Consider the following 26,649-nt stretch of genomic DNA (forward strand, 5'->3'; position numbering starts at 1 on the left):
TTGTTTTACAGCGCGACGCTGCGGCGCGGCTTCAGGCCTGGATGTCGATCAGCGTGCCGATGCGCTGCTCGGCAGCCTGCACCACTTTGGCGTTCAGGTCGAAGCTGGCTTTGTAGACCAGGGAGTTGGTGATGTCGGAGGCGAGGCCGGTATCGGAAACCGCGCCTTCGGATGCGGCCAGTCCACGGCCTTGCGCGGACAGCGTCACGCCGGAGCCAGCCGGGCTGGCTTCCTGGAATTGGGCTTGCTGGGCCTGGTAGCCCTGCGTGCCCGTATTGGCAATGTTGTTGGCCGCGATACCCAGCGCCTGCTGGTTCGCGTTGAGGCCGGAAGCCCCGGCGCTCAGGGCGGATACACTCATGTTCTTTCCCTTCAGCAATAGCAGCCAGTGTAACCGCTTCGCCGTGGCCGTGCAATCGGATGTTGCTGAAAAAAAAGGCAGTGGTTTTGACGTTCTGGTATTGCCTTTGAAAAACTTGACCCGCAGAATTGTGATATTGCCCCGTTCTCTCATCAGGAGCCGCATCATCCGCGCCCTCGTCCATTCCTGCCGCTGCTTGTTCGCCGCCCTGGCACTCTGTGGCGTGTTTGCACCAGGCCACGCCGCCGCATTGCCAGTCTCGCAACTGAACGAGCAGGTGGTGATGATACCGGCCGGGCAGGGTGCTGCGCTGGAAACCACGCTGTTCAAGCCGGACGGCGACGGCCCCTTCCCGCTGCTGGTCATCAACCACGGCAAGGCGCCGGGCGACCCGAAACTGCAGCAGCGCGACCGCTTCGTCCACATGGCGCGCGCCTTCGTGCGGCGCGGCTACGCCGTGATGGTGCCGATGCGCGCCGGCTTTGCGCACTCCGGCGGCCGCTACATCGATCACGGCTGCGACATGGCCGCCAACGGCTACACCCAGGCCGCCGACGTGCGCGAGGCGATCCGCTACGCGCGCAGCCTGCCCTGGGTGGACGCGCAGCGCATCGTGGCGGCGGGCCAGTCCTATGGTGGCCTGGCGACGATGGCGCTGGCCACGCAGCAGATTCCCGGCCTGCGCGGCGTGATGAATTTCGCCGGCGGCCTGCGCGTGCACGGCGGCCCGTGCGACTGGCAGGAAGCGCTGGTGCGCGCCTTCGGCGAGTATGGCAAGCGCAGCAAGGTGTCCAGCCTGTGGATGTATGGCGCCAACGACTCCTACTTCGGCCCCGAGCTGGCCAGCCGCATGCATGGCGCCTACACCAGGGCGGGCGGCAGCGCCGAGCTGGTGGCCTTCGGTGCATTCAAGAGCGACGCGCACACCATGCTGGCCAGCCAGGACGGCGAGCAGGTCTGGCTGCCGCAGGCCGAGCGCTTCCTGGCGCGCATCGGCATGCCGGTGAAGGAAAAATTCGCGCTTCCGGCCAGCGAGCAGGCGCCCACCGAATACGCCGCCGTGGACGACGTGTCCGCGCTGCCTTACCTGGCCGTGCATGGACGCGAAGAATACCGCGCCTTCCTGCAGCGCCAGCTGCCGCGCGCCTTCGCGCTGTCTCCCAGCGGCGCCTGGGGCTGGGCCGAAGAGGGCGAAGACCCGCGCCGCAGCGCCCTTGCCGCCTGCCAGTCCAGGAGCCGTGAACCCTGCCAGCTCTATTCGGTGGACAATGCCGTCGTCTGGCCCGCCGCCACTTCCTCGGGCGGCACGGACCGCTAGTCCGCGCGCTGAATTTCCGTCATCGCTGCCTCCAGCACTTCGTCGCGGCCTGCGCGGATGCCTTCGATGGTGGGGATGACTTCAATGTCCGGGGTGATGCCCACGCGCTGCGTCGGGCGCTTATCGGGATGGAAGATGCCGATGCCGCTGATGAGGGAACGCAGTCCTCCCGGCATGCCAAAGGGCGAGGTGTTGCCGTCCGCGCCGGCCGTGGTGCTGCCGATAATCCGGGCGCGCGGGGAGGCGCGGAACGCCAGGGCGGTGTATTCGGACTGGCTTTGCGAAATCTCGTCGATCAAAATCATCACTTTGCCTGCGTAGTGCGTCTGTCCGGGGTGCAGCATGGCGCCCTGTTTCCAGTAGAAGGCGCCGGGGTTGTTGAGGTCGGGGAAGGTGAAGCGCACGAAATTGGTGGGGCGCTCGACCAGGTATTGGCCTAGCGCGAAGACGACAAACTCGGACGGGTAGTTGCGGATGTCGATCACCAGTCCCTTGGTACCGGCTGCCGCTTCCATATAGCGCGGAATGTCCGCCTGCTTGATGGACGAGAGTTTGAGGTAGGCTATGCCGCCGGACAGCATTTGGAAGGTGTCGCCCGCGCGGTCATGCGTCTTTGCGCGGCGGACCTCGGGCGTGTGGCTTGCCTGTACATCCAGCTCGCTGTCCGCCCTGCGTATCCGCAGACTGGCTGCGCCACAAGGGCCACGGTGCAGTTCCTGTGCGATGTCGCGCAGCCGCGTGGGCTCGTTGGATGCGGCATAGTAGGGGCGCCATGCCTGCACCAGCTTTGCTACGGGCGTGTTGTCTATGGCTGTGATGACGTCGCCGGGAAGGAGGCCGGAGGCCTTGCCCGCAGCCTCGTCCGTGTATCCCGCGACGACGGCGTCGCCGCCGAGGAAGCGCACATTCACCGGCAGCTTGCACTGCCCCAGCGGCGGGCGGACGTGGAGCGAGGTCCACAGGTTGCTATGCGTGTCGTTGAAGCGCGCGATGACGGCCATCATCTCCAGCTCGTAGGCCGGCCGGTCCTTGGCAAGAACCACTGTGGGAATGGACTGGCGCAGCACACCGTTCCAGTCCTCGCCGATAACATCGCGGTATGGCGCCCAGTATTCAATAATGTTCCAGAAGCGGAACAGTGCCAACAGCCTGAATCCCGCGTCCGGATAGCGCATGCCGTCGTACAGGGGCTCGTGCTTGAATACCGGGTTCTTGACCCCTTTACCCAATTCCAGAAAGAACTGCTGGCCGTTTGCGGGACGATTCCGGTAGATGCGCTTCAGGTCTGCCTGGAGTTCCGCGCCAAGCAGCTTGCCGTCCTCCAGCCAGTCCAGCGCCGGGCGCAGATGCAGGTCTTCCGCAGGCAATGTGGCGCAGGGATTGCACGGAATGATCTCGCCCAGGCTTGCTATCCATTTATGGAGCACCGTATTGGCCTCGGCCTGGTCCCGTGATGCGAGGATTGCGGGCGTCACGCGCAGCAGGTCGTAGTCCCAGTGCCGCTGGCCGGATGTGACTATCGGATGGTGATATTTCAGGAAGCCCCACACCTTGCCCAGCGTTGCGAGATTCTCGATCTGCATGTCCGAAAGAGCGGTGATCCTGATATCCGAGCCAGTGTCGAATGTATGGTCTGTGTCGTAGGCGGTCTGGCCGCTGTCCTGCGCGCATGCCGCCTGGCATGCAAATAGAAGGGTGAGGATGAGAATTCGCATGGGCCGGGAGGGGGAAGTTGTCATTCAGTATATAGCGGTTGATCTAATACCTTTGTATCACTATGTATCCCTGTCGTCATCGGCCACAATGATGTACAAAAAGCAGCGTTGTCGTACACACAGCCGATACACGCCCGCCTTATTCTGAGTGCTGTGCATATTTCAATTCGGAGATAGGAATGCAAGAGAACATCAGCCAACAGCGCCGCCGCTTGATCGGTTCCGCAGCAGTCGCGCTGGCCGCGAGCCAGTTCGGCATCATGGGCCTGGCGCGCGCGCAGGCGAATCCGGCGTCGCCGTTCGGTGCGCTGAAGCAGATCGATGCGGGCCTGCTGAACGTGGGCTACGCGGACGTGGGACCTGCGGACGGCAAACCGGTGATCCTGCTGCACGGCTGGCCTTATGACATCCACGCTTTCTCCGAAGTGGCGCCCATCCTGGCTGCGGCCGGATACCGCGTCATTATTCCCCACCTGCGCGGCCACGGCACCACGCGCTTCCTGTCCAATGCCACCTTCCGCAACGCCCAGCAGTCGGTGGTGGCGCTCGACATCATCGCGCTGATGGACGCGCTCAAGATTCCACAGGCCGTGATCGGCGCCTTCGACTGGGGCGCGCGCACGGCCTGCATCATCGCGGCGCTGTGGCCCGAGCGCGTGAAGGGGCTGGTGTCGGTGAGCGGCTACCTGGTGACCAATATCGACACGCGCGCAGTGCCTTTGCCGCCGAAGGCCGAGCATGACTGGTGGTACCAGTACTACCTGGCCACGGACCGTGGCGCCGCGGGCTACGCCAAGAACACGCGCGACTTCGCCAAGTACATCTGGGAGACCGCCTCGCCCAAGTGGAAATTCGACGCGGCCACGCTGGACCGCAGCGCCGCGTCCTTCGCCAACCCTGACCACGTGGCCATCGTGCTGCACAACTACCGCTGGCGCCAGGGCGCCGCAGCGGGCGAAGCACAGTACGACGCGCTGGAAAAGCGCCTGGCGGCGGCCCCGGTCATCACCGTGCCCACCATCACGATGGAAGGCGACGCCAACGGCGCACCATTCCCGCCACCGGCCAGCTACCGCCAGAAGTTCACCGGTAAATACGAGCACCGCAACCTGAGCGGCGGCATCGGCCACAACCTTCCGCAGGAAGCGCCGCAAGCGTTCGCCCAGGCCATTCTCGACGTCGCCGCACTGTAACCAGGCAAGCCTGCTGGTATCATGGCCGCATATGCTGGCTGATTGATACCGAGATGATGAAAAACAGTTCCAAAGGCGGGTTGGTGTATTCCACCGAAACCGGCCGCATGTGCCCGGATTGCGGGCAGCCGGTTGCAGCCTGCACTTGCAAGGCCAGCGCGAAGCTGGCTCCGGTGGGTGATGGCGTGGTGCGCGTGTCGCGCCAGACCAAGGGGCGCGGCGGCAAGTGCGTCACCGTGGTGAAAGGGCTGGCGCTGGACGGCGAGGCGCTGGCCGCGCTGGGCAAGCAGCTGCGCGCCGCCTGCGGCTCCGGCGGCACCGTCAAGGACGGCTTGATCGAGGTACAGGGCGATCATTGCGACGTGGTGATGGCCGCGCTGTCCAAACTGGGCCACCAGCCCAAGCGGGCCGGCACATGACAGCGAGTACAAGCTGGGTGACCGGGTCGGCATTTTCTCCATACTCTACCTGAGCGACGACGAGGTAATCCTTGGCGATGCGGACAAGCACCTGAAAGTATGCGTCTCGGTGCGCAAGCTCAGCGAGGCGCGCAGCGCGGTTGCCGTATCGACCGTGGTCCACATCCACAACCTGCTGGGCCGCGTGTACATGCTGTTCGTTGCGCCGGTTCACAAACTCATCGTGCCCGCCGTGCTGGTGCGCGCAAGCGATCAACTGTCTCCAATCAAGGCCGCTTCGAGTACTGTGCGTCGCTGACTTTTTCCAGCCATTCCACCACCTTGCCGTCCAGCGCTTCGGCGATGGCGATGTGGCTCATGGCGGTGGTGGGGGCGGCGCCGTGCCAGTGTTTGACGTTGGGCGGTATCCAGACGATGTCGCCGGGTTTGATGTCCTGCACCGCGCCGCCCCAGTGCTGCACTTGGCCTGCGCCTGCGGTGACGATCAGCGTCTGGCCCAGCGGGTGCCGGTGCCACGCCGTGCGCGCGCCCGGTTCGAAGGTGACGGTGGCGCCGCCAGCCCGTGCCGCGCCCGTACCCTTGAACGGCGCGTCGACGCGGACCGTGCCGGTGAAGTTCTCGGCCGGGCCTTTGACGGAGGCCTGGCTGCCTGCGCGCGTGACGCTGACGCTGGCCGCTTCTTCGGCCGCCGAGGCCATCGGCGACATGGCCGCCATCGCCGCTGCCGTCACTGCTGCGGATACCAGTTTCATAGTTGACCTTTCTTGGGTTGGATGCAAATCGCGCGGGCACGATGGTTGGGCGCTACGATAAAGCCGAGTACCACCGCGAGCGCCAGCACCAGCATGGCGGAGCTGGCTGCCAGCACGTTGCCGATGCGGTGCGCCAGCATGGCCTTCTCCGTCAGCCCGCCTGATGCGCTGCTGAACACCACCACCAGCACGGCCAGTCCAAGCGAGCCGCCGAACTGGTGCGCCACGGTGACCACGCCGGACGCGGCGCCGGCATCCTGCGCCGGCACGCCGGAAACAGCAGCCACTGTGAGCGGACTCAGTGCCGCGCCCTGGCCTATGCCAATCAGCAGCATGGGCAGCGCCACGCCGGTGAGGTAGGCGGTATCGGTAGACACGCGGCTCAGCAGCGCCACACCTGCCAGCGCCACTGCCAGGCCGCCCGCCAGCAGCGGCCCGTTGCCAAAGCGCTTGGTGAGCTTGGGCACCGAGACGGCGATGGCGAAATTGGTGAGCGTCATCGGCAGGAAGGCAAGGCCGGCCTGGAAGGCGGTAAAGCCCAGCACCCCTTGCAGGAACTGCGTGGTGAAGAACCAGAAGCCCATCATGGCGCCCAGGAAGAGCAGCCGCGCCAGGTAGGCGGCGTTGCGCTGGCTGTCGGCGAACAGGCGCAGCGGCATGATGGGTTGCGCCGCGCCGCGTTCCACCTGCACGAACACGGCCAGCGACAGCACGCCCGCCGTCACCGATGCCAGCGTGGCCGCGTCGCTCCAGCCGGTGCCGGCCGAGCGCACCACGCCGTACACCAGCGCGCCCATGCCCACCGTGGAGCTGAGCGCGCCGGCCAGGTCGAAGCGGCCGCTGTGGCGCTCGGTCTCCGCCAGGCAGCGGTGCGCGGCGGCCATCAGCAGCAGTCCTATCGGGAGGTTGATGAAGAAGCCCACGCGCCACGAGGCCCAGTCTGCGATCACACCGCCCAGCACCAGTCCGGCGCTGGCGCCTATTCCGGCCACCGAGCCGTGGTAGGCCAGCGCGCGGGTGCGCGGCGCGCCTTCGGCGAAATTGGTGGAGAGCAGGGCCAGCGTGGACGGCGCCAGGATGGCGGCGCCCGCACCCTGCACGGCGCGCGCGAGCAGCAGCCAGGCGGGCGTCTGCGCCAGGCCGATGGCCAGCGAGGCTGCGGTGAACAGGCCCAGGCCGGCCATGAACATGCGGCGCCGGCCCAGGATGTCGCCGGCGCGCGCGCCCAGCATCAGCAAGCCGCCGAAGGCCAGCGTGTAGGCGCTTTGCACCCAGGACAGCCCGGCGGACGTGAAGTGCAGCTCGTCCTTGATACGGGGCAGGGCGGTGATGACGATGGAGCCGTCCAGCACCAGCATCAGGTAGCTGATGAGCACGATGGGCAGGACGGCGCGGGATGGGGACGTTTTCATGCCGCCAGTGTAGCGGCACGGGGACTGTGCGATAAGACTACATAATCCGCAAAACCTTATTAGCCGGACTTATGAATTCCACGAGCTTAGTGCCGTTTTGCAGTCAGGTTCAGCACGGCCGGCGGTATCACCTTGGACAGGGACTTCAGGAAGCGCTTGCCGATTTCGTCGTTGCCCAGCATGTCGATCAGGACGGCCTGGTCGGCTGGCAGCAAGGTGCGCGTGGAGACGTAGAATCCCGCGTCCTGCCAGGGCACGTCCTCAAGTGCGCTGATCGACAACTGGCCATCGAGCCCGCTCAGCCTCGGATCCTCGACGATGGTGTTGTAGGCGCTGCTGTACGGCAGGATGGTCACGTCCGCGATGTTGGCCTGCATGCGGCGCATCAGATCATTGAGGTCGTTGGCGTATTGTACCCGCGCGGCCTGGGCCGGCTCGAGCAGCTTGCGGTACGCGGGGCCGTAGTCAAAGCCGCGCACCACGGCGATGCGCAGGTCGGTATTCTTGAGCAGGGTATCCACAGACTGCACCGAGGGGTCTATCGGCTTGACGCCGACCAGCACGGCGCGGTACTTGAAGACCGGAACAAAGGTGCCGGACAGGTCGCGCTCGGGCGAGCGGGTGGAGAGGACAATAACGTCCGCGTCGCTGGCGCGGAACAGCATTTCCAGCCGCGCGCGCGGCACCACGGGGAAGGTGAATTTGCAGCCGTATTTGTCGCCCAGTTCGTCGAGCATGTCGGGCATGACGCCCGCCGCCTTGCCGTGCTTGACCACGATGGCCATGCCGTGCGGCGCCACGGGAACGTTGATGGTGCGGGAACAGGCTGCCGCCGCCAAACCTGGCAAGACGCAGCAGAGGGTTGCGAAGGTGGTCAGGCGGCGTGCATTCATATAAATCGTTTTCAGACTTTCTTGACGAATTCGGTTTTCAGGCTCATGTTGCCGAAGCCTTCGATCTTGCAGTCGATATCATGGTCGCTGTCGACCAGGCGGATGTTCTTGACCTTGGTGCCCATCTTGACCGTGCCGCCGCCGCCCTTGAGTTTCAGGTCCTTGATGACAGTGACGGTGTCGCCGTCCTGCAGGAGGTTGCCGGCGGCGTCCTTGTAGACGCGCGGGCCGTCTTCGGCGTCGGCCGCCGCACCCGGCTGCCATTCATGCGCGCATTCCGGGCACACGCATTGCGTGCCGTCGTTGTACGTCAGTTCGGAGCCGCATTGCGGGCAGGGTGGGAGTGCGCTCATGTTCATCCTTGTTGGTGCAGGCCTGGCCTGGAAAGGGCAGCAGTATAACAGGCGGCCCCTCCGGATCAGGTCCTGGCCAGCGCCTCGCGCATCTGCTTTTCCAGCGCGAGCAGGTTGCCTTGCACGCCGTCGATGGTGCTCTCCATCTGGCGCAGCGTGTGGTACAGCGCGGCGGGATCGACCTTGCCCAGCTCCAGGTCCGACAGCGTGTTCATCATGGCCGGGCCGCTCAGCGTGAGCTGGGTGTTGGTGTTGGCCGAATCCAGCGTGTCGCGCTGCTGGGCGTACAGGGCGGAATAGCGCTGCAGCAGCGCGGGCGACATCCAGCTGGCCGACTGGCTGGCGACCGCCACTTCCCATGCTTCGCGCCGCAGCGTGGGCGTTTTCAGGTTCAGGCCGAAGCTGCGGTTGGTGGCCGTCAGCAGGTGTTCGCCCACGTCCTTGTCGGCGACCTTGGCCTTGATGTCGTCGCGCAGGGCTTTGCGCAGCTTGGTGATGTGCTCGAGCTGCTTGCTGTTGGCCTCGGTCACGCGGTGCAGCTCCTCCAGGTTGATGCGCAGCTCGGCTTCGATCTGCTGTTCGGCGTCGCTCGCGCGGTGGCGGTGGTGCCAGCTTTGCGCCGCGTGTTCGAGCGCCAGCGCGGTCAGGATGCTGACCACGATCATCGAGTATTCGCCCAGGAATTCCTTGACGGTTTTCAGTCCGGCTTTTGGCACTTCAAAATGCATGAGATTACCCAGTGGAAGAAATTCAACCGGGCAATCTTACCAGAAATGCATGCGAAATTAGTAAGGTGCTAGTAGCGGGCAGGCTGATTCGCGGCCGGTGTGGTTTGTTTGATGAAGTCACGGATGTCGTCGGTCGAGCGCACCAGGTCTTCCGAGCGCAGATACATCATGTGGCCGCTGCGGTAGCCCTCGAAGCGCAGGCGGTCCTTCATCTTGCCGCTCGGGTCCAGCTGCCACATGGTGTACTTGGCGTCGAAGTAGGTGGTGGCGCCGTCGTAATAGCCGGACTGCACCATCACTTTCATGTAGGGATTCATGGCCATGGCCTTGCGCAGGTTCTCGCCGGTGGTGTCGTTCTTGTTGTCCCAGGGATGCACGGAGCCGAACATGTTGTACTTGATGTCGGTCTTGTACTGCAGCACGTCGCGCAGGTAGTGGTTGATGGCGGGCGTGAAGGAATGCAGCCAGGAGGTCAGCTCGGCGTTGTAGTCCGGGCTGGCGCCGGCGTCGGACTTGTCGATGCCCTTGTAGCGCGAGTCCAGGCGGCCCACGGTGTAGCCCTGGTCGCGCAGCAGTTCCTTCCAGAAGAAATTGGTCGGGATCACCAGGTTGTGCTGCAGCACGGCCTTTTCGCCGATGCCGGAGTAGCGCGCCACCTTGGCGGCGATGCCGGCCTTCTTCGCGCTGTCCAGGAAGCCGCCCTTGGCCAGCGCGGGGATCAGCTCGTCCACGGTGAAGGCTTCCACTTCGGGCAGCACGTCTTTCAAGTCCCGGGCCTGCAGGTCGGCCGGCAGCGCTTTCTGGTACCAGGCGGTGGCGGCGTAGTAGGGCAGGTTGAGCGCGTCGCCGACGATGCCGTCGCGCTTCAGTCCCAGCTCGGTGGGCGAGACCAGGATCACGCCGTTCAGGTACATCCAGTGCGCGTTCTGCAGCTCCAGCGACAGGCCGGCCACGCGCGCGGTGCCGTAGCTTTCGCCGATCAGGTATTTGGGCGAGGTCCAGCGGCCTTCGCGCGAGACGAAGGTGTTCAGCCATTCGGCCAGGTAGGAGATGTCGGCGTTCACGCCGAAGAAGGTGGCGCGGTCGGCCTTGCTGTCGAGGATGCGCGAGAAACCGGTGTTGACCGGGTCCACGTACAGGATGTCGGCCACGTCCAGGATGGAATGCGGGTTGTCGCGCACGCCGTAGGGCTGGACCGGGTAGCCTTCGTCGTCGATGTTGAGCATTTTCGGGCCGGTGTAGGCCACGTGCATCCACACCGAGGCCGAGCCGGGGCCGCCGTTGAAGGACAGCACCAGCGGGCGCCTGGCCTTGTCGGCCACGTCGCTGCGCTGGTAGTAGGTGTAGAACAGCGAGGCGATCACCTTGCCGTCCTTGTCCCACACGGGCTGGGTGCCGGCGGTGACTTTGTAGGGAACGGCTTTGCCTTTGATCATGACCGTGGCGGACTTGCTGACGGCGGACTCGGCCTTCAGGGCGCGCTCGAAAGGCTGCGCAGGCGCGGCGGCAGGGGCGGGGGTGGCGGGCTTGCTGTCGGCGGCTTGCTGGGCGTGGGCGCTGAGCGAGAGCAGCAGGGCGGGGATGATCAAGGATTTCATGGTCGGGACAGGATCGATGGGAAGGCGCGAGTATTCCATATCGGGATCTGCTTGGGCGGCTGAGTTACAAACTCGCTACATTTCGTCAAGCGCGCACGTTTGATCTGGATCATGGTGCGCCGGCGGGGTTCACGTAGTCTGATTGATTCGCGCAGCCATGTTGCAATGCAGCGCGACCCATCAGATAACTTTCATTTCAAGAGGTGATTTATGTTTTCTTTCAACCAGTCCGTCACTCCCGCCGCCAAACACCACATGGAAGCGCAAGTGTCGCTCATCAACGATATGTCCAAATCGCTGTTCCGCACCGTGCAGCAATACAGCGATCTGAACATTCAGCTGGCGCAGACCATCGCCGAAGAAATGTCGTTGACGGGGCAAGAGCTGCTTACCACCAACCGCCCGGCGGAGGTCGTCAACGTCACGCTGTCGCATGCCCAGCCCACTGCCGACAAGCTGCGCGCCTACCAGCAGCACCTGTCGCGCATCGCGGCCAACACGCACGTGGCCCTGGCCAAGGTGGCCGAGGAGCACGTGAGCGAAACCAGCCGTACCGCCAAGGAACTGGCCGAGGAAGTGACCCGCATGGCCACCGAGGAAACCGAGAAAAACGTGCGCACCCAACAGGATGCGATGCGTCGCATGGCCGCCACGTTCGACCAGTTCGCCGACGGCCATCATTTGCAGCCTGACGGCCACAGCAATGGCCGGGACCGTGAAGAGCAGCAGCGTCAGCAGGCCGAGGCGCAAGCTGCCGAAAGCCGCGCAGCCGGTGCCCAGGTGCACCAGACCAGCCAGCCTGCCGGCTCCAAGCAGCCGGGTGCCCGCAAGGAAGGCTGAGATATCCGATCTGACTTGCAGTAGCTAGCCAGCAGTTGGTAGCTGGCCTCCACCGGCGCCTGCTTGCCAGGCTGCCATGAATGTGCGCGGCATCGTCAAAGGCGAAGGCCGCGCCGATACGGGCTGAGCCGCGCTCACGATTTCCGCATTTCTGCTACATTGGCGCCATGCGCAACAAGGATGGCAGCCATGAATACAGCAACCGACAACAACGCAACCCGTACTGATTCCCTCCACATCGTTTGCCCGCATTGCGACGCGGTCAACCGCGTCCCGGCCACGCGCCTGGGGCAAGACCCAACCTGCGGCAAATGCCAGCGCGACCTGTTCACCGGCAAGCCGGTCGACCTGTCGAGCGCGCGCTTTCTGAAGCAGATAGAACGCAGCGAACTGCCGGTGCTGGTGGATTTCTGGGCGCCATGGTGCGGCCCATGCTTGTCGATGGCGCCGTTCTATGAGCAGGCCGCGCAGCGGCTGGAGCCGGATTTCCGCGTCGTTAAAGTCAATACGGAGGAAGCGCAGGATCTGGCGGCGCGCTACGCCATCCGCAGCATTCCCACGCTGGCGCTGTTCAAAGGCGGACGGGAAGTGGCGCGCCAGCCGGGCGCCATGGACGCCAACAGCATCGTGGCGTGGGCGCAGCAGAACAACCGCCGCTAGACTATTCGCAGTGGCGCCGCAGCCAGGCGCGCACGCCGTCCAGGCTGCGGAAATCGGCCACCGAGCGGCAGGCGATGCCGGGGTGGCGCGCCTGCATCATGCGCGACAGCGCCGCGCCGGGGCCGAGCTCCAGCGCCACGGTGATGCCCGCTTCGGCGCAGGCGTCCATGCATTCATCCCATACGATGGTTTCGCAGAGCTGGCGCGGCAAGTGCTCGATGGCTTGCTCGCGGCGCTCCAGGCGGGCCGCGCTGATGCCCGACAGGACCGGCGTCTGGGCGTCATGCAGGCTGGCTGCCCGCAGGGCGTCGGCGAAGGGGGCTTGGGCGCAGGCCATGAGGGGCGTGTGGGAGGCTATCTCCACCGGTAGCGCGGTAACGCGCGCGCCTGCGGCCGCCAGCAGCGCCGTCGCTTCGCTGGCGCTGCTTTGCAAACCGCCGATGATGCAGCTGTCCTCGCCGGTGGCGATGGCGGCATGGAAGCCGCAAGCCGCCACCAGCGCTGCTGTCCGCGATGGGTGGGGGCCGGTCACGGCGAGCAAGGCCTGGCCGGGATGCGTGGCCAGGCTCTGATCCATCAGCTCCGCGCGCGTTTGCGCCAGCCGCACCGTTTCAAATGGCGTGAGTGCCCCCGCCACCCCCCAGGCCGCCAGCTCGCCTATGCTGTATCCGGCGACCAGCGCAGGCTGCGGCGCGCAGGACCGCAGCGCCTCCCACATCACCAGCGCCGCCGCCACTATCATCGGCTGCGCCACGCGATTTGAAAAGAGCCCGTGCCCTCCGCGCGCCGCATGATCCGCCTGGCCTGCGTGTTCCGCGTAGGGCGGGTTAGCGCACGCCCCGCGTGCGCGTAACCCGCCAAGCAGCGCCGCCGCAGCCGGATCCCCGTCGGCCAGATCAAACATCCCCTCATGCTGCCCGCCCTGGCCCGGACACAAAATCAGCAGCCTCGCGCTCATGGCCACGCGTGCACCGAAAACGCCTGCACCAGGCAGCAAGCCGCCAGCAAATCCGCCGCCCCCCCCGGCGAGAGCCTATGGCGCACAAACAGCCGGTGAGTATCAAGCGCGCGCGCATGCCAATCCGGCTGCCGCGTCCCGCCCAGCTCCACGAATTCCCGCGCCCGATCCCGCACCATGCTCGCCCCGGCCGCGCCGCCGCGATGCAGCACATTCGTATCGCTCACATGCGCCATCAGCGCAAACAGCGCGTCGATGCGCGCGTGGTGCATGCCGCCGCCGCGCGCCAGCGTAGCCTGCAACGCCGGCAAGCCGACCAGAAATACCGACGGCAAGCCCAGCGCCGCCTCCTCGCGCGCGCCGCTGGCCGAGTGGAGTTGCGCGGCGCGCTGGCCGTGCGAGCCATCCGGCGCGGCCAGCGTGTGGGCCGCCAGCGCCGCGCCCCAGCCGTCCAGCAGGGCGGCGCGCAGCGATGCGGGATCAACTTTCGCCGCAAGCCCGGCATTGCGCCGCGCAAGCTGCCGCCCCAGCGCCGCGCACAGCATGCCCAGGCCGAATATGGCGCCGCGATGCGTGTTCACGCCGCCGGTGGCCGCCATCATGCGGCGCTCGGCGGCCATGCCCAGCTGCTTCAGGCGCGCAAACGGCGCAGCGTCCATGCCAGCGAGGCAGATGGCGGCGAAATAATGCCGCAGCGAGAACAGGCTGCGCATAAAGGTCAGCGCCGTCATATCGTCATGGCTGCCGTTGTCGATCAGCGACACCAGGCCGGGTTTGGGATAGAGGGCCAGTTCGGCGTAGAGCGCCCGCAGCGCCAGGCGAGCAGCCTGATGGCTGGCGACACGCCGGCGCGCACTGCCGAGGCCGTGACCGGATGACAGAACTGACCCCGGGGTGGGAGGGCGCGTACTGCCGAGGCCGTGACCGGATGACAGAACTGACCCCGCGTGGGATTCCGTGTGGTGGCGAGGGAGGGCGGGGGTCATGCGGGCCTCAGGGTGGCGAGCAGCTCGTCGGGGGCGGCGAGGTGGACGCTGTCTGTGGTTTTGACGAGCACGCGCGCCTGGGCGGCGCTGGCGCTCAGCCATTCTTTCCAGGAGACGGCTTGTCCGGATGGGAACATGATTTCGCCGTCCAGCGGCAGGCCGTGCGCGGCGCCGGACAGCAGCGCCAGGCCGGCTTGCAATTGTTGCCGGGTGAGGGGGCGGAACAGGATGTCGATGTCGGAGCTGTCCGTCAGGCAGCGCAGGCTGGTCAGGGCTTGCCAGGCGAGGGAGCCGTAGACGCGCAGGTCCAGCCCGGCCGACAGGCGCTGCAGTTCGGTGTAGCCGGGACGCCAGTGCGCCGGCAGCGCGGGCCGGGCGGCTTTGAGCGTGAGCGGGGCGGTGCTGCGTTCGATGTGCGCGGCCGCGACGCGCAGGGCGATGCGCGGCTTGGCGCCGGTGGAGTCGGGCGGGAGGGCGATGCCGGCGAAGACGTCCTGCCCGGCTTCGCTTTCGGGTTCGGCTACGTCCGTGGCTGCTTTCGCCGCCGATGCCGCTGCGCTGCCGATGCCGGGCTCGCGCCGCCGCACGACGACGGGCCAGTCCTCGTCCCGCCAGTGGCGCAGCACGGCTTCCTGCGCGGGCTGGGCGGCGAGCGCCGCTTGCCAGCCGGCGCGGGTGAGCCAGATCAGGTCATGCCGCTTGTACATCATGGCCGCCAAGGATGGCTTGGATGATGGGCTGCGCGAGCTTGCGGCCGCCGCGCTGGCGCCCCAGTTCGGCCCGTACGTCGGCGCCGGCGGGGGCGCGCAGCGCTTGCGCCAGCTGCTCGGCCAGGCTGCCGTCCCAGATCGATTCGATGCCGCCCATGCGCAGGTAGTTTTCCGGGCCGGGGGCGAATACGGGGTTGCTGCGCGCCAGCTCGGTGAGCACTTCTTCCGGCACCTTGGTGATGCGGGCCATGGCGGGCAGGCCCATCACGCGGATGGTGGCGGCGGGCAGGGCGTGGCAGGTGTCGGCCATCAGGCCGCTGGTGATGAAGCCGCCCGACAGCGCCTGGTCGTACACCAGCGCGACGATCTTGTGGCCGCGCCGGCGCGCGAGGTCCACGCATTTGCCCAGGTGGGCCATGTAGCTATTGATGCCCAGCATTTCGTCGCGGTGGCGCAGGCGCTGGCCCTGGGTGTCGACCAGCATGACGATGGGCCGGCCGGGGTGCTCGCGCACCGTGGCCAGCACGGCCTGCGCTTGCGCCAGCGCGATTTCGATGCCGATGGGGGCGTGGCCGGTGGTGCCGATGACGGCTACCGTGGCGCCGTCCACTTGCGCGCTGCCGGACAGGAACTGGTCTTGCTCGGTGATGGCGTGGCCTTGGGGGAACAGGTCTGTTGCCAGGGTTTGCCAGTCCATTATTGGCCTCCTGCGCGGCGGCCTGCCGCTGCCGCTTTGAAGGGGGCGATGTCCAGCATGGCGATGTTGGCTGCGTCGGGCATGCCCATCTCGGTCCAGATGTCGGCCGGGTCGGGCAGCGCGCCGTAGCGGGCGATGCGGTCGGTGAGCATGGCTTGCTCCTGTTCGAGTGCTTGCAGTGTCAGTTCGGGGGCGCTCTGCCGGGCGATGGCTTCGATGGCGGCGGCGCGGAAGGCGCCGATGGCGTCTGGCACGATGGCCTGGCAGTCGCCCATCAGGTAGCGGTGCTTGCCGCCGGTGGTGCGCCACACCAGGGCGCGGTCGCGCGAGTCGAATTCTTCCACGCCGTTGGCGGTTTCGATCACTTCGGGGCCGGACATGGAGAGCCGCGCTTCTTCGGACATGATGACGGCGTTGGTGCAGCGCGCCACGATGCCCATGCCGCCGAAGGCGCCGTTGGCGCCGCCCACCAGGGCGATGACGGGGATGCCCGCCGCCCGCGCGTCCAGCACGGCGCGCATGACTTCGGCCACGGCGATCAGGCCGGCGTTGGCTTCGTGCAGCCGCACGCCGCCCGATTCGATCAGCAGCACCACGGCTTGCGGGCGTTCGTCGAGCGCGCGCCGCAGCAGGCCGGTGAGTTTGGCGCCGTGGACTTCGCCCACCGCGCCGCCCATGAAGCCGCCTTCCTGCGCGGCGACGAAGATGGGCATGCCGTCCAGCCGCGCGCGGCCGATGGCGACGCCGTCGTCGAAGGCGACGGGGGCGTTGAGTTGGCCCAGGTGGGGGCTGACCACGCGCTGGGCGGGGCCGATGAGTTCTTCAAAGCTGCCCGCGTCGACCAGCTGGAGCAGGCGTTCGCGGGCGCTGGCCTCTTGGTAGCTGCTGCTGTTGTTCATGGCGTGGTCCCCAGCATGGTTTCGACGGCCTGGTCCAGCCGCAGGCTGACCACGGCGGGCGTGGCGCCCACGTCGTTGATGGCGATGCGGGCGTCCGCCAGCGGCCAGCGCTGGTGGAAGTCGCGCATGACGGCTTCCCAGATGGCGCCGAAGCCGACGGCGGCGGTGGTGATCTGTATCTCGCAGGCGCCGGCCAGCGGGGCCGATTCGATGAGTACTTCGAGGTTGCCGGAGCCGACCACGCCCACCACCTGCGGCCCGGCCGGCAGGCTGCGGCTGCCGTTTTCAAAGCGGTACGTTAGAGTTTCCATGTCCTTGCCTTATGCCTTAAGTCTTGTGGCCTACCAGTTGCGGAAGCGCTGCGGCGGGTCGTACAAGCCGCCGGATGCGCGCACCAGGTCTTTCATGTTTCGCGCCGCGAGCAGGTCGCGCGTGGCGAGGCGCTTGTCGACGCCGATGTCTTCGGGCCGCTGTATCACGCCACGGTCGCGCAGGTTCTCCACCATGCGCCGGTCGCGGCCCAGGCCCACCGGCGTGTAGCCCGCCACGCCGCGTATGGCTTGCTCCCGTTCTTCGTCGCTGCGGCACAGCAGCAGGTTGGCGATGCCTTCTTCGGTCAGGATGTGGGTCACGTCGTCGCCGTAGATCATCACCGGCGGCAGCTCCATCTTGGCTTGTTTGGCCAGTTCCCATGCGTCCAGCTTTTCCACGAAGGCCGGGTGCATGTGCTCGCGGAAGGTTTCCACCATCTGCACCACCAGCTTCTGGCCGCGCGGGATCATGTTGCGGCCTGCGCGCGCCTGCTGGCCCGCCTTGATCCATGCGGGGCTGGCGTGGCGGCGTCCGCGCGCGTCCGCGCCCATGTTGGGGGCGCCGCCGAAGCCTGCAATGCGGCCCAGCGTGGCGGTGGAGGAGTTGCCTTGCAGGTCGATCTGCAGGGTGGAGCCGATGAACATGTCGCAAGCATAATGGCCGGCGGCCTGGCACAGCGCGCGGTTGCTGCGCATGGAGCCGTCCGCTCCCACCGCGAACACGTCGGGCCGGGCGCGGATGTAGTCTTCCATGCCCAGTTCCGAGCCGAAGGAGTGCACTGATTCGACGAAGCCGGCTTCGATGGCGGGTATCAGCGCTGGGTGGGGGTTGAGCGCCCAGTGCTTGCCTATCTTGCCTTTCAGGCCGAGCGAGGCGGCGTAGGTGGGCAGCAGCAGTTCGATCGCTGCGGTGTCGAAGCCGATGCCGTGGTTGAGCCGCTGCACGCCGTACTCGGCGTAGATGCCTTTGATGGCCATCATCGCCATCAGCACCTGGATTTCGGAGATCAGCGCGGGGTCGCGCGTGAACAGCGGTTCGATGTAATAGGGGCGCGGCGACTGCACCACGAAATCCACCCAGTCGCCGGGTATGTCCACGCGAGGCAGCGTGTCCATGATGCGGTTCACCTGCACGATGACGATGCCGTTCTTGAAGGCGGTGGCTTCGACGATGGGCGGCGTGTCTTCCGTGTTGGGACCGGTGTACAGGTTGCCGTGGCGGTCCGCCGCTTCGGCCGCCACCATGCATACGCGCGGCGGCAGGTCGATGAAGTAGCGGCTGAACAGTTCCAGATAGGTGTGGATGGCGCCGATGTTGAGCTTCCCCGCCGACAGCAGCTTGGCCACGCGGCCCGCCTGCTGGCCGGAGAAGGAGAAGTCCAGCTTGGAGGCCACGCCGCGCTCGAACACGTCCAGGTGCTCCGGCAGGGTCAGCACGGACTGCAGCATGTGCAGGCCGTTGACGCGCGCCGGGTCCAGCTTGGCCAGCGCCTGGGCCAGGAAATCGGCCTGCTTCTGGTTGTTCCCTTCGATGCAGACCCGGTCGCCGCATTCCAGCACCGCGTAGAACAGGTCCGCAATGCGGGCGGCGGGCAGGCTTTTGCCGTCCAGTTCAGCGCCCAGCGCGGCGGCGGCCCGCTCCAGGCGCTGCGCGCGGTTGCGCTGCAAGGTATCCCAGGCGCGCGAGGGTGCGTTCACCGGCGCATTCATCATTTAGCTCCCATCATCATATCCGGCAGGCCCGTTGCAATGGCGGGGAACAGGCATAGCAGGATCACCGCCACGAACATCAGCACCACGAATGGCGCCACTCCCCAGATCACGTCCTTGAGCGGAATGTCCGGCGCAATATTCTTGATGACGAAGATGTTCAGCCCCACCGGCGGGTGGATCAGGCCCATTTCCATCACCACCGTCATGACGATGCCGAACCAGATCAGGTCGAAGCCGGCGGCTTTCAGCGGCGGCAGGATGATGGGGGCCGTCATCAGGATAATCGATACCGGCGGCAGGAAGAAGCCCAGCACGATCACCATCAGCAGGATCACCGCGAGCAGCAGCCATTTGGACAGGTGCATGCCGACCACCCAGCTGGCAGCGGACTGGCTGATGTGCAGATAGCTCATCACATAGGAATAGAACAGCGACATGCCAATGATCATCAGCAGCATCGTCGATTCCTTGATGGTGGAGGTGAGGATGGGCGCGAGGTCTTTCGGCCGCCACACGCGGTAGACGATGGCGATCAGCACCAGGGCCAGCAGCGCGCCCAGGCCGGCCGTCTCGGACGGCGTGGCGAAGCCGCCGTACAGCGCCACCATCACGCCGATGAGCAGCACCAGGAAAGGAAGCACGCGCGGCAGCATCTCCACTTTTTGCGCCAGCGTGAAGTGTTCGTCATGCAGGCTAGCCGCTTTTTCGCCGCCTTTTTCGTAGATGTCCAGCGCGAGCTTGTATTCCTTGCGGGCGCGGTGCACGGCGTAGCTGGCGAACAGCACCACCAGCAGGACGCCGGGGCCTATGCCGGCCAGGAACAATCGGCCCAGCGACTGCTCGGCCGCCACCGCGTACAGGATCATGGTGATGGAGGGCGGCAGCAGAATGCCCAGCGTGCCGCCAGCCGCGATAATGCCGGCGGCGAAACCGGGCGAGTAGCCGCGCTTGCGCATTTCGGGGATGCCGGCCGAACCGATGGCCGAGCAGGTGGCGGGCGAGGAGCCGGCCATGGCGGCGAACAGCGCGCAGGCGAACACATTGGCGATACCCAGGCCGCCCGGCACCTTGTGCAGCCAGGCGTGGATGGCGCCGTACAGGTCGCGCCCCGCAGGCGATTTGCCGATGGCCGCGCCCTTCATGATGAACAGCGGGATGGACAGCAGGGTGATGGAGGCCATTTCCTCGTACACGTTCTGCGTGACCGTGTCCAGCGAGGAGGACGGCATGAAGAAGTACATAAAGCCGGTGGCCACCACGCCCAGCGCGAAGGCGATGGGCATGCCCGAGAACATCACCACCAGGGTGACGGCGCCGTACAGGGCGCCCAGGGTCAGTTCGCTCATGGTGCGGTCTCCGTGGGTTTGTCGCTCAGGCGCGCGGCCGTTTGCAGCAGCAGCTGCAGCGTGAGCAGCGTCATGCCGAGGGCCATCATGCCGTAGGGGATCCAGAGCGGCGGGGCGAAGGTGGAGGTGGTGGTCTGGCCGTCCACATAGGCTTCGTGCCACAGCGTCCAGGACTTCCAGGAGAAGAAGGCGCAGAACAGCATGGACAGCAGGTCGACGAAGAACAGCCGGGCGGCGTTCACGCGCGCGGGCAGCAGCCCGGCCAGCGCTTCAATGCCGATATGGCCGCGATAGGACTGCACATAGGCTGCGCAGGAGAAGGTGACGCCCACCAGCATGAACACCGAGGCTTCGTCCTGCCAGTCGGTCGGTGCGTTGAAGAAGTAGCGCGACACCACCGAGTAGGTGAGGATGAGCGCCGTCAGTATCAGCGCGCACATGGATAGCGTGAGCAGCGCTTTATTCAGCTTGTTGAGCAGGCCTGAGGCGCCGGCCAGGGCCGCGTTGTCCGGCACTGCGGGGCCGGGCGCGGCTTTGAGTTCAAAACCGTGGCTCATAGCGTTTTCTCGGCGAGTTTCAGCAGTTTGGCGCAGTTTTCGTTTTTCTCGCCGTAGTCTTTCCACGCGGTGGTGCGGGCGATGGCCTGCCAGCGCTTGACGGTGGCCGCGTTCAGGTCCACCACCTTGGCGCCGGATTTCTGGTACACGGCGGCCACTTGCGCGTCGTCTTCCTGCGCGGCTTTCAGGGCGAAGGTTTCCATGTCGGCGCCCACGGCGAGGATGGTGGCTTGCTGGTCTTTCGGCAGCTTGTCGAACACCGCGCGGGACATCATCAGTGGCTCGAACATGAACCAGTAGGCGTTGCCGCGTCCCGTGGTCAAGGCTTTGGACACTTCTTCCAGGCGGAAGGAGATCAGCGAGGTGGAAGAGGTGAGGGCGGCGTCCATGGCGCCGGTCTGCATGGCGGCGTAGATTTCATTGGACGGCAGCGACACCACGGCGGCGCCGGCGGCTTTCAGTATCAGGTCCATTTCGCGCGAGCCGCCGCGTATCTTCATGCCTTTCGCGTCCTCCGGTTCCACTACCGGCTTGGTGCGCGAGGCCACGCCGCCGGCCTGCCAGATCCAGCTCACCACCACAATGCCCTTGTCGTACAGGATGCGGGCGAGCTCCTTGCCCACTTCCGCGTTCTTCCAGCTGTAGCCCTGTTCGTAGGAGGTGACCAGGCCGGGCATCAGGCCGATATTCACTTCCGGCACCTCGCCGCCCGCATACGACAGCGGCACCAGCGACAGGTCCAGCGCGCCTTTGCGCATGGCCGAGAACTGGGCGTTGGTCTTCATCAGGGAGGAGCCGGGGTAGATGGCGAACTTGAGCGCGCCCTTGCTGCGCTTTTCCACCTCGGCGGCAAACATGCGCGTGAGACGGTCTCGGAAGTCGCCTTCGGTCAGCGTGCCGCCGGGGAACTGGTGCGAGATCTTCAGCGTGGTGGCTTGCGCCCAGGCGCTGGACATCAGGAAGGGGCTGCCTGCCAGCGCGCCCACAGTGCCGAGTTTGCCCAAGGTGCTTAGTGCGGTCCTGCGTGTCATTCCAGTCATGTCATCCTCCAAGGTGGTTGAAATATGCAATTCCTCTTTTTGTGTATACAAGAATATATGCACTGCATGCATTGTCAAGTTAAAAATCGCTCCTATAATGAAGGCCTACATACAGGAAATTCCATTGCCATGAAGAACCGATCCACAGAATTGCGCGAAGCGCTGGAAGAAATGATCGCCGTAGGCACGCTCTCCCCGGGGCAGCATTTGGACGAGACCGAGCTGGCGGCGCGCTTCGAGGTGTCGCGCACGCCGATACGCGAAGCGCTGATACAGCTGGCGTCCATGGGCGTGGTGGTGATACGGCCGCGGCGCGGCGCCATTGTGGCCGAACTGGGGCCGCAGCAGCTGGTGGAGATGTTTGAGGTGATGTCCGAGCTGGAGGCGACCTGCGGCCGGCTGGCCGCGCGGCGCATGACGGTGGAGGAGCAGCAGGCGCTGCAGGCGGCGCACCAGGCGTGCAAGGAAGCGCTGGACTCGCAGGGGCCGGACGACTATTACTACCGGAACGAGGCTTTCCACGAAGCCATCTACGCGGGCAGCCACAACCAGTTCCTGATCGAGCAGGCGCGCAGCCTGTACCGGCGTTTGCGTCCCTACCGGCGCTTGCAGCTCAGGGTGCGCAACCGCCTGTCCAATTCCTATGCCGAGCATGACGGCGTGGTGCAAGCCATCATCAGCGGCGACGGCGACAAAGCCGCCGAACTGCTGCGCGAGCACGTGATGATACAGGGGCAGCGCTTCTCGGATTTGATGGCGTCGCTGCCGCAGCTGGGCAAGCAGGCTGCCTAGGCTTGCGCCGGCGCATATGGAAACGTCCAAATCGACTTCCCGTACCAGGCGCGCCTTGCTGCTGGCGGCGTGTACGAGCTTGCTGGGCGGCGCATGCGCGCGCGCTGCCGGCAGCGATGCGGCGCCGGGCCGCGAGCTGCGGGTGGTAGGCACACGTTTTCAGCGCATCTACGAGCCCGGGCCGGATGGCGGTATGGGCGGCATGGGGGCGGAGCTGGTGCGTATCATCGCCCTCCAGCTGGGCTATACCTTGCGCTTCGAAATCTACCCGTGGGCGCGGGCGCAGCAGATGCTCAAGCAGGGACAGGCAGACATCTTGATTGGCCCGTACAAGTCGGCCGAGCGCATGCTGGCCATGGCCTTTTCCAGCCGCGCCTTTTTTGAGGACCAGCTGGCGTTTTATGCGCGCACCGACAGCATGATAGCCTGGGGCGGCGACTACAATGCCCTGGCTGGCAAACGCATCGTGGCCTTGAACGGCTGGGCCTATGGCGCGGCCTTCGACCAGGCGCGCCCTGGCTTGCTGCTGAGCGTGTCGAACACGGTGGAAAATGGTTTGAACATGCTGTTCCACCGTCGTGTGGACCTGTTCGCCACCGACCGCCGCGATACCGACCCGGTGGTGGCGTCGCTTGGAATGCAGGGCAAGGTTGCGGTGCTGGCTCCTTTAATCACCACCGAAATTGCCTATCTGGCCTTCCCGAAACTGGCGGCATTCGACGAGTTGCGCACCCAGTTTGACCACGTGCTGAACCAGTTGGCCGCGCGCGGCGCGCTTCAGGAGCTTGGACGGCGCTACGGCGTCAGCGTGCCGTTATAGGCCAAGCGGGAGAGGATGCGGGCGAGACTTCTTGATAGAGTGGATCGCAGCCGAGATGGCGGGCACCGGCGTGGGCCGCATCCTCGCGGCATCTTCGGCGATTAACTCAGGAGAATCGGCATGGACTTGCAACTCAAAGGAAAATTGGCCCTGGTGAGCGGAAGCACGGCCGGTATCGGCTACGCGATCGCGCACACGCTCGCGCAGGAGGGGGCCAGCGTTATCGTCAACGGCAGGTCGCAGGCGGGCGTGGATGAGGCGGTGGAGCGCATACGCGCGGAGACGCAGGGCACGGTCCAGGGCTATGCCGGTGACCTCAGCCAGGCCGAGGCGGCGAATGACGTTGCTCGCCGCTTCGCTGGTATCAATATTCTCGTCAACAACCTCGGCATCTTCGAACCCAAGGCCTTTGAAGATATTCCCGACGAAGACTGGCAGCGCTTCTTTGACGTGAACGTGCTGAGCGGCGTCCGCCTTGCGCGCCTGGTGCTGCCGGAGATGAAGCGGGCGAACTGGGGGCGCATCATCTTCATTTCGAGCGAAAGCGGGATACAGATCCCCACCGAGATGATCCACTACGGCATGTCCAAGACCGCGCAAATCGCGGTTTCGCGCGGACTCGCAGAGTCGGTCGCCGGCACGGGGATCACGGTCAACAGCATCCTCCCCGGCCCGACGAAATCGCGCGGCGTTGGCGACTTCGTGCAGGACATGGCAAACGCCAGCGACAAGACCTTCGAGCAGGTCGAGGCGGAATTCTTCGAGCACGTGCGCCCGACGTCGCTGATCAAGCGCTTCGGCACGCCGCAGGAAGTGGCCTCGCTCGTGGCCTACGTGGCCAGTCCGCTCGCGTCGGCAACCACCGGCGCGGCGCTTCGCGTCGACGGCGGCGTGGTGAAGAGCGCGTTCTAGGGCAGGGCGACCAGGCAAGGTAGCTGCCAAACTTGCCTGAATTATCATCGCTGTGACAAAGGGTGAACATTCTCGCAGAGTAAACACCTACACTGTGCGAAGGAGTAGGGCGGCCGGACGCGAAATTCTTTTTCTCGCAACTTACATTTAGGCGTCTGATGAAATTTCTTAAGTCATCCCTGGTGCTGATTTTCGCCATCGGTTTTTCTGGTTGCACGACTACGCAAACACAGCCGGCAGCTTCCGGAGAAGTTGGCTTGTCTTGCTCGACGTCTCCCGGCGGCGCTTGTTACGCGGGGCCAGGCGGACCGATGTATGCCGGTCCCGGCGGTCCCATGTACGCCGGGCCAGGTGGGCCACTATATGCAGGCCCAGGCGGCCCGCGAGATTCAGGGCCAGGCGGCGTCTGTTATCGGGGGGCAGGCGGGGCTTGCAATGCCACGATAGTGGGGAACCAGCAATGTCCAGCAATTTGTAAACAGTAATGTCGTTCGCACGACCCATACACTTTAGTTGCCGCGCCCGATTTATCCCGCGTTTATGGGGACTGATTGCGACCAACACCGGACTTCCCAAATGCGTGAGCAGAAGTCCAGTGAGGCCCGGACGGCATTAGTTAATTCTAGATGGCGGCAGCCCGTTTGGAGCCGACACGGTCTTGGGTACAAGGTGAGAACCGGTGCGTAAGTGTGGAGCGGGATGTTGGCAACTATGCTGACTTGCACCCGAGGTATCAATCACGCGCACAGCTGGCACGTTCCCATTTGCGTACTGAACGAATTCAAGCCTTACTCGCCCGGATTTAGTCACGAACGCCGCAGAGCCGATTGCCACAATCTCGGCTTCGGGTTGATTCTCCAGCTGCATCATAAGCCGATTGCCACGGTGCGTGATATTCAGCAGGCAGCCATCGACCAGGTCGTATTGACCTTGAAAATCTTGTAGGCCGGTAGCAGGAATTTGCCGGTCGGATGCCGTGGCGGTGGCGGCGGTGAGCGTGCAGCAGGCCAGTAATGCTGCAAAGAATTTGGTTCGCATGGTATATCCTCTGTAAGTGTCGCCATCTTCTATGCGATGGCAATCCGCTTACTGTAGAGCCACGGCATTGGCATTGGGCAGAGTATCCGACCAATGGCGCGTAATCACGGGTGAGTGGCAGATACGTGGTGGTGAATGAAATCAACAGCGAATATCTTGATGACCATGTGCCTTACGTGGACGCTTGCCGATGTTGGCATCACTGGTAACCCATCTGGCGCACCAAAGCCAGTACTGGCTCCTCTCGCGATTCGCTATCTCTCGTTCATGTTGGCCGAAGGCGATCCATTTTGCGATAGACGATGTCTATGTCACTGTATTTCCTGATTGTTTCTACGTCGGAGACGAAGCCGAACTTCTCATAGAAGGCTATTGCCGGTTCGTTGGACTTTGCGACGTTCAATGAGAGCGGCCCGTCTTCCTTTTCGAGCACGGCCTTCAGCAGCGCGCTGCCTGCGCCGCGCCCACGTGCGTCCGAATGCACGAACAAGGCTCGCAGCAGGCCTGGAACGCTTGCAGCGAAACCGATGATGCCATTGTCGTCGCAGACGAGCACGTTGGATGCCTTGAACGCGGCCAGAATGATGGCGTCTTCCTTGAGCGGCGCCAGAACGAAGGGCTGCGCCTCAAACCTGAGTTCATCAAGCTTCGCGTTCGCGTACACCTCAGCGACGCCATCAAAGTCCCGTTCTTCATAGGATCGTATTTGCATCTAAGCTCCTCGGTATCGCAGCGCTTCCACCAGCAAACTGAACGCCGCCGAAGGGTGGCGGCGGCTGGGGTAGTAGAGATGGTAGCCGTCGTAGTAGGGGCACCATTCGGTGAGCAGGCGGACCAGGCGGCCTTCGGTGATCAGTGCTTGCACCTGGTCTTCCGGCACACACGCAACGCCTAGCCCGTCCAGCACTGCGTGCAGGCGCTGGCCCAGGGTGTTGAAGATGAGTTGGCCTTCGACCCGCACTTTGAGTTCGCGCCCGTCCATCTCGAATTCCCAGGGGTACAAGCCGCCGAGCGTAGGCAGGCGGATGTTGATGCAGTTGTGCTGGGTCAGGTCGTGCGGCGTTTGCGGGGCTGGGCGGGTGGCGAGGTAGGCGGGCGAGGCGACGACTGCCATGCGGATCGGGCCGCTGATTTTGACGGCGATCATGTCCTTGGCCACCTGGTCCCCCAGCCGCACACCCGCGTCGTAGCGCGCGGCCACGATGTCGGTCAGGCCGTTTTCAACCATGACTTCGACGTTGATGTCCGGGTATTCCGGTATCAGCCTGGCCAGCGCGGGGTGCAGCACGGTGAGCGCGGAGTGCTCGCCGGCGCTGATGCGGATGGTGCCGGCCGGTTTCAGGCGCTGTTCGCTCAGCAGCGCCAATTCGGCGTCTATCTCGTCGAAGCGCGGCGCCACGGTGCGCAGCATGTGCTCGCCCGCTTCGGTCGGGGACACGCTGCGCGTGGTGCGGACCAGCAGCCGCAGTCCCAGCTGCTCTTCCAGCCCCCGGATAGTCTGGCTGAGGGCGGACTGCGACACGCCCATCTTGGCCGCCGCCCTGGTAAAGCTGCCTTCCTTTGCCACCGCAACAAAGGCGAGCAAGTCGTTATAGTTGATATGCGCCATTAATTAGTTTAACTAATTG

30 protein-coding genes are annotated in these 26,649 nt (G+C 65.1%); 9 read left to right on the forward strand and 21 right to left on the reverse strand.

Annotated features, from left to right (window positions below; translation table 11 throughout):
- Window positions 1-31: 31 nt before the first annotated feature.
- On the reverse strand, window positions 32-361 hold the full coding sequence (locus tag GTP77_RS02885) for a flagellar basal body protein (protein ID WP_161070657.1): 330 nt from the start codon (window positions 359-361) through the stop codon (window positions 32-34).
- A 250-nt stretch (window positions 362-611) separates the two neighbouring features.
- On the opposite strand from GTP77_RS02885, the gene GTP77_RS02890 reads away from it, so the two are divergent.
- A complete protein-coding gene (locus tag GTP77_RS02890; protein ID WP_229202050.1) occupies window positions 612-1,679 on the forward strand; it encodes a dienelactone hydrolase family protein in 1,068 nt (355 codons plus the stop codon).
- Here GTP77_RS02890 and GTP77_RS02895 read toward each other — a convergent pair.
- Entirely contained in the window at window positions 1,676-3,262 is a 1,587-nt protein-coding gene (locus GTP77_RS02895; protein ID WP_161070658.1) for a S41 family peptidase, read from the reverse strand. The genes GTP77_RS02890 and GTP77_RS02895 overlap by 4 nt on opposite strands.
- Before the next feature lie 311 nt (window positions 3,263-3,573).
- On the opposite strand from GTP77_RS02895, the gene GTP77_RS02900 reads away from it, so the two are divergent.
- The 3 genes from GTP77_RS02900 to GTP77_RS02910 are packed head-to-tail and all read left to right on the forward strand — an operon-like array spanning window position 3,574 to window position 5,304.
- Window positions 3,574-4,587 carry an alpha/beta fold hydrolase gene (locus GTP77_RS02900; protein WP_161070659.1) on the forward strand — a complete coding sequence of 338 codons (1,014 nt, stop codon included), beginning with the start codon at window positions 3,574-3,576 and terminating at the stop codon, window positions 4,585-4,587.
- Window positions 4,588-4,643: 56 nt separating this feature from the next.
- Entirely contained in the window at window positions 4,644-5,006 is a 363-nt protein-coding gene (locus GTP77_RS02905) for a translation initiation factor Sui1 (protein WP_161070793.1), read from the forward strand.
- Window positions 5,007-5,037: 31 nt separating this feature from the next.
- Complete coding sequence (locus GTP77_RS02910) at window positions 5,038-5,304, forward strand: DUF2867 domain-containing protein (RefSeq protein ID WP_503826783.1); 267 nt, start codon at window positions 5,038-5,040, stop codon at window positions 5,302-5,304.
- On the opposite strand, the gene GTP77_RS02915 is transcribed toward GTP77_RS02910, so the two are convergent.
- The 6 genes from GTP77_RS02915 to GTP77_RS02940 all read right to left on the reverse strand — a co-directional run bounded on the left by GTP77_RS02915 (window position 5,273) and on the right by GTP77_RS02940 (window position 10,742).
- Window positions 5,273-5,758, reverse strand: a complete 486-nt coding sequence (locus tag GTP77_RS02915) for a (R)-mandelonitrile lyase (protein WP_187358590.1) — start codon at window positions 5,756-5,758, stop codon at window positions 5,273-5,275. The two genes, GTP77_RS02910 and GTP77_RS02915, sit on opposite strands and share 32 nt — an antisense overlap.
- On the reverse strand, window positions 5,755-7,170 hold the full coding sequence (locus tag GTP77_RS02920; protein WP_161070660.1) for an MFS transporter: 1,416 nt from the start codon (window positions 7,168-7,170) through the stop codon (window positions 5,755-5,757). The genes GTP77_RS02915 and GTP77_RS02920 overlap by 4 nt, the downstream gene beginning before the upstream one ends.
- Before the next feature lie 86 nt (window positions 7,171-7,256).
- The gene (locus GTP77_RS02925; protein ID WP_161070661.1) at window positions 7,257-8,063 is read right to left on the reverse strand and encodes a substrate-binding periplasmic protein; all 807 of its coding nucleotides are present in this window, start codon (window positions 8,061-8,063) and stop codon (window positions 7,257-7,259) included.
- Between the two features lie 11 nt (window positions 8,064-8,074).
- Window positions 8,075-8,416, reverse strand: a complete 342-nt coding sequence (locus GTP77_RS02930) for a zinc ribbon domain-containing protein YjdM (RefSeq protein ID WP_161070662.1) — start codon at window positions 8,414-8,416, stop codon at window positions 8,075-8,077.
- A gap of 65 nt (window positions 8,417-8,481) precedes the next feature.
- Window positions 8,482-9,144, reverse strand: a complete 663-nt coding sequence (locus GTP77_RS02935; RefSeq protein WP_161070663.1) for a hypothetical protein — start codon at window positions 9,142-9,144, stop codon at window positions 8,482-8,484.
- A 68-nt stretch (window positions 9,145-9,212) separates the two neighbouring features.
- Window positions 9,213-10,742, reverse strand: coding sequence for a S10 family peptidase (locus GTP77_RS02940; RefSeq protein ID WP_161070664.1), 1,530 nt, complete (start codon window positions 10,740-10,742; stop codon window positions 9,213-9,215).
- Window positions 10,743-10,952: 210 nt separating this feature from the next.
- On the opposite strand from GTP77_RS02940, the gene GTP77_RS02945 reads away from it, so the two are divergent.
- Both GTP77_RS02945 and trxC read left to right on the forward strand, forming a co-directional pair.
- Window positions 10,953-11,582, forward strand: coding sequence for a phasin family protein (locus GTP77_RS02945; RefSeq protein ID WP_161070665.1), 630 nt, complete (start codon window positions 10,953-10,955; stop codon window positions 11,580-11,582).
- A 189-nt stretch (window positions 11,583-11,771) separates the two neighbouring features.
- On the forward strand, window positions 11,772-12,242 hold the full coding sequence (gene trxC, locus GTP77_RS02950; protein WP_161070666.1) for a thioredoxin TrxC: 471 nt from the start codon (window positions 11,772-11,774) through the stop codon (window positions 12,240-12,242).
- 1 nt (window position 12,243) lies between these two features.
- Here the strand turns inward: trxC and GTP77_RS02955 are convergent, their stop codons facing one another.
- From GTP77_RS02955 to GTP77_RS03000, 10 genes are all read right to left on the reverse strand, one after another.
- On the reverse strand, window positions 12,244-13,200 hold the full coding sequence (locus GTP77_RS02955; protein ID WP_161070667.1) for an ACP S-malonyltransferase: 957 nt from the start codon (window positions 13,198-13,200) through the stop codon (window positions 12,244-12,246).
- A complete protein-coding gene (mdcB, locus tag GTP77_RS02960) occupies window positions 13,197-14,081 on the reverse strand; it encodes a triphosphoribosyl-dephospho-CoA synthase MdcB (RefSeq protein WP_229202069.1) in 885 nt (294 codons plus the stop codon). Before mdcB ends, GTP77_RS02955 begins: the two co-directional genes overlap by 4 nt.
- A gap of 101 nt (window positions 14,082-14,182) precedes the next feature.
- Entirely contained in the window at window positions 14,183-14,896 is a 714-nt protein-coding gene (gene mdcG, locus GTP77_RS02965; RefSeq protein ID WP_161070669.1) for a malonate decarboxylase holo-[acyl-carrier-protein] synthase, read from the reverse strand.
- Window positions 14,877-15,593, reverse strand: coding sequence for a biotin-independent malonate decarboxylase subunit gamma (mdcE, locus tag GTP77_RS02970; protein WP_161070670.1), 717 nt, complete (start codon window positions 15,591-15,593; stop codon window positions 14,877-14,879). The genes mdcG and mdcE overlap by 20 nt, the downstream gene beginning before the upstream one ends.
- Entirely contained in the window at window positions 15,593-16,492 is a 900-nt protein-coding gene (locus GTP77_RS02975) for a biotin-independent malonate decarboxylase subunit beta (RefSeq protein WP_161070671.1), read from the reverse strand. The genes mdcE and GTP77_RS02975 overlap by 1 nt, the downstream gene beginning before the upstream one ends.
- A complete protein-coding gene (gene mdcC / locus GTP77_RS02980) occupies window positions 16,489-16,803 on the reverse strand; it encodes a malonate decarboxylase acyl carrier protein (RefSeq protein ID WP_161070672.1) in 315 nt (104 codons plus the stop codon). The genes GTP77_RS02975 and mdcC overlap by 4 nt, the downstream gene beginning before the upstream one ends.
- A 30-nt stretch (window positions 16,804-16,833) precedes the next feature.
- Window positions 16,834-18,516: a malonate decarboxylase subunit alpha gene (gene mdcA, locus GTP77_RS02985; RefSeq protein WP_229202051.1), complete on the reverse strand. Its 1,683-nt coding sequence runs from the start codon at window positions 18,514-18,516 to the stop codon at window positions 16,834-16,836.
- A complete protein-coding gene (locus tag GTP77_RS02990) occupies window positions 18,513-19,862 on the reverse strand; it encodes a TRAP transporter large permease (protein ID WP_161070673.1) in 1,350 nt (449 codons plus the stop codon). The genes mdcA and GTP77_RS02990 overlap by 4 nt, the downstream gene beginning before the upstream one ends.
- Window positions 19,859-20,419: a TRAP transporter small permease gene (locus GTP77_RS02995; protein WP_161070674.1), complete on the reverse strand. Its 561-nt coding sequence runs from the start codon at window positions 20,417-20,419 to the stop codon at window positions 19,859-19,861. The genes GTP77_RS02990 and GTP77_RS02995 overlap by 4 nt, the downstream gene beginning before the upstream one ends.
- Window positions 20,416-21,459, reverse strand: coding sequence for a TRAP transporter substrate-binding protein (locus GTP77_RS03000; protein ID WP_161070675.1), 1,044 nt, complete (start codon window positions 21,457-21,459; stop codon window positions 20,416-20,418). Before GTP77_RS03000 ends, GTP77_RS02995 begins: the two co-directional genes overlap by 4 nt.
- Window positions 21,460-21,588: 129 nt before the next feature.
- Here GTP77_RS03000 and GTP77_RS03005 point away from each other — a divergent pair, with 129 nt between their 5' ends.
- The 3 genes from GTP77_RS03005 (at window position 21,589) to GTP77_RS03015 (ending at window position 23,983) form a co-directional block, all read left to right on the forward strand.
- Window positions 21,589-22,251 carry a GntR family transcriptional regulator gene (locus tag GTP77_RS03005; protein ID WP_161070676.1) on the forward strand — a complete coding sequence of 221 codons (663 nt, stop codon included), beginning with the start codon at window positions 21,589-21,591 and terminating at the stop codon, window positions 22,249-22,251.
- 16 nt (window positions 22,252-22,267) lie between these two features.
- Entirely contained in the window at window positions 22,268-23,071 is an 804-nt protein-coding gene (locus GTP77_RS03010; protein ID WP_161070677.1) for a substrate-binding periplasmic protein, read from the forward strand.
- A gap of 120 nt (window positions 23,072-23,191) precedes the next feature.
- Window positions 23,192-23,983, forward strand: a complete 792-nt coding sequence (locus GTP77_RS03015; protein ID WP_161070678.1) for an SDR family NAD(P)-dependent oxidoreductase — start codon at window positions 23,192-23,194, stop codon at window positions 23,981-23,983.
- A 612-nt stretch (window positions 23,984-24,595) separates the two neighbouring features.
- Here GTP77_RS03015 and GTP77_RS03020 read toward each other — a convergent pair.
- From GTP77_RS03020 to GTP77_RS03030, 3 genes are all read right to left on the reverse strand, one after another.
- Entirely contained in the window at window positions 24,596-25,021 is a 426-nt protein-coding gene (locus tag GTP77_RS03020) for a 3'-5' exoribonuclease (protein WP_161070679.1), read from the reverse strand.
- A 265-nt stretch (window positions 25,022-25,286) separates the two neighbouring features.
- Window positions 25,287-25,733 (reverse strand): GNAT family N-acetyltransferase, encoded by a 447-nt coding sequence (locus tag GTP77_RS03025; protein ID WP_161070680.1) that lies wholly within the window; start codon window positions 25,731-25,733, stop codon window positions 25,287-25,289.
- On the reverse strand, window positions 25,734-26,630 hold the full coding sequence (locus GTP77_RS03030) for a LysR family transcriptional regulator (RefSeq protein WP_161070681.1): 897 nt from the start codon (window positions 26,628-26,630) through the stop codon (window positions 25,734-25,736).
- Window positions 26,631-26,649 lie beyond the last annotated feature (19 nt).

This window comes from Pseudoduganella aquatica (genome assembly GCF_009857595.1).
Taxonomy (GTDB): Bacteria; Pseudomonadota; Gammaproteobacteria; order Burkholderiales; family Burkholderiaceae_D; genus Rugamonas; species Rugamonas aquatica_A.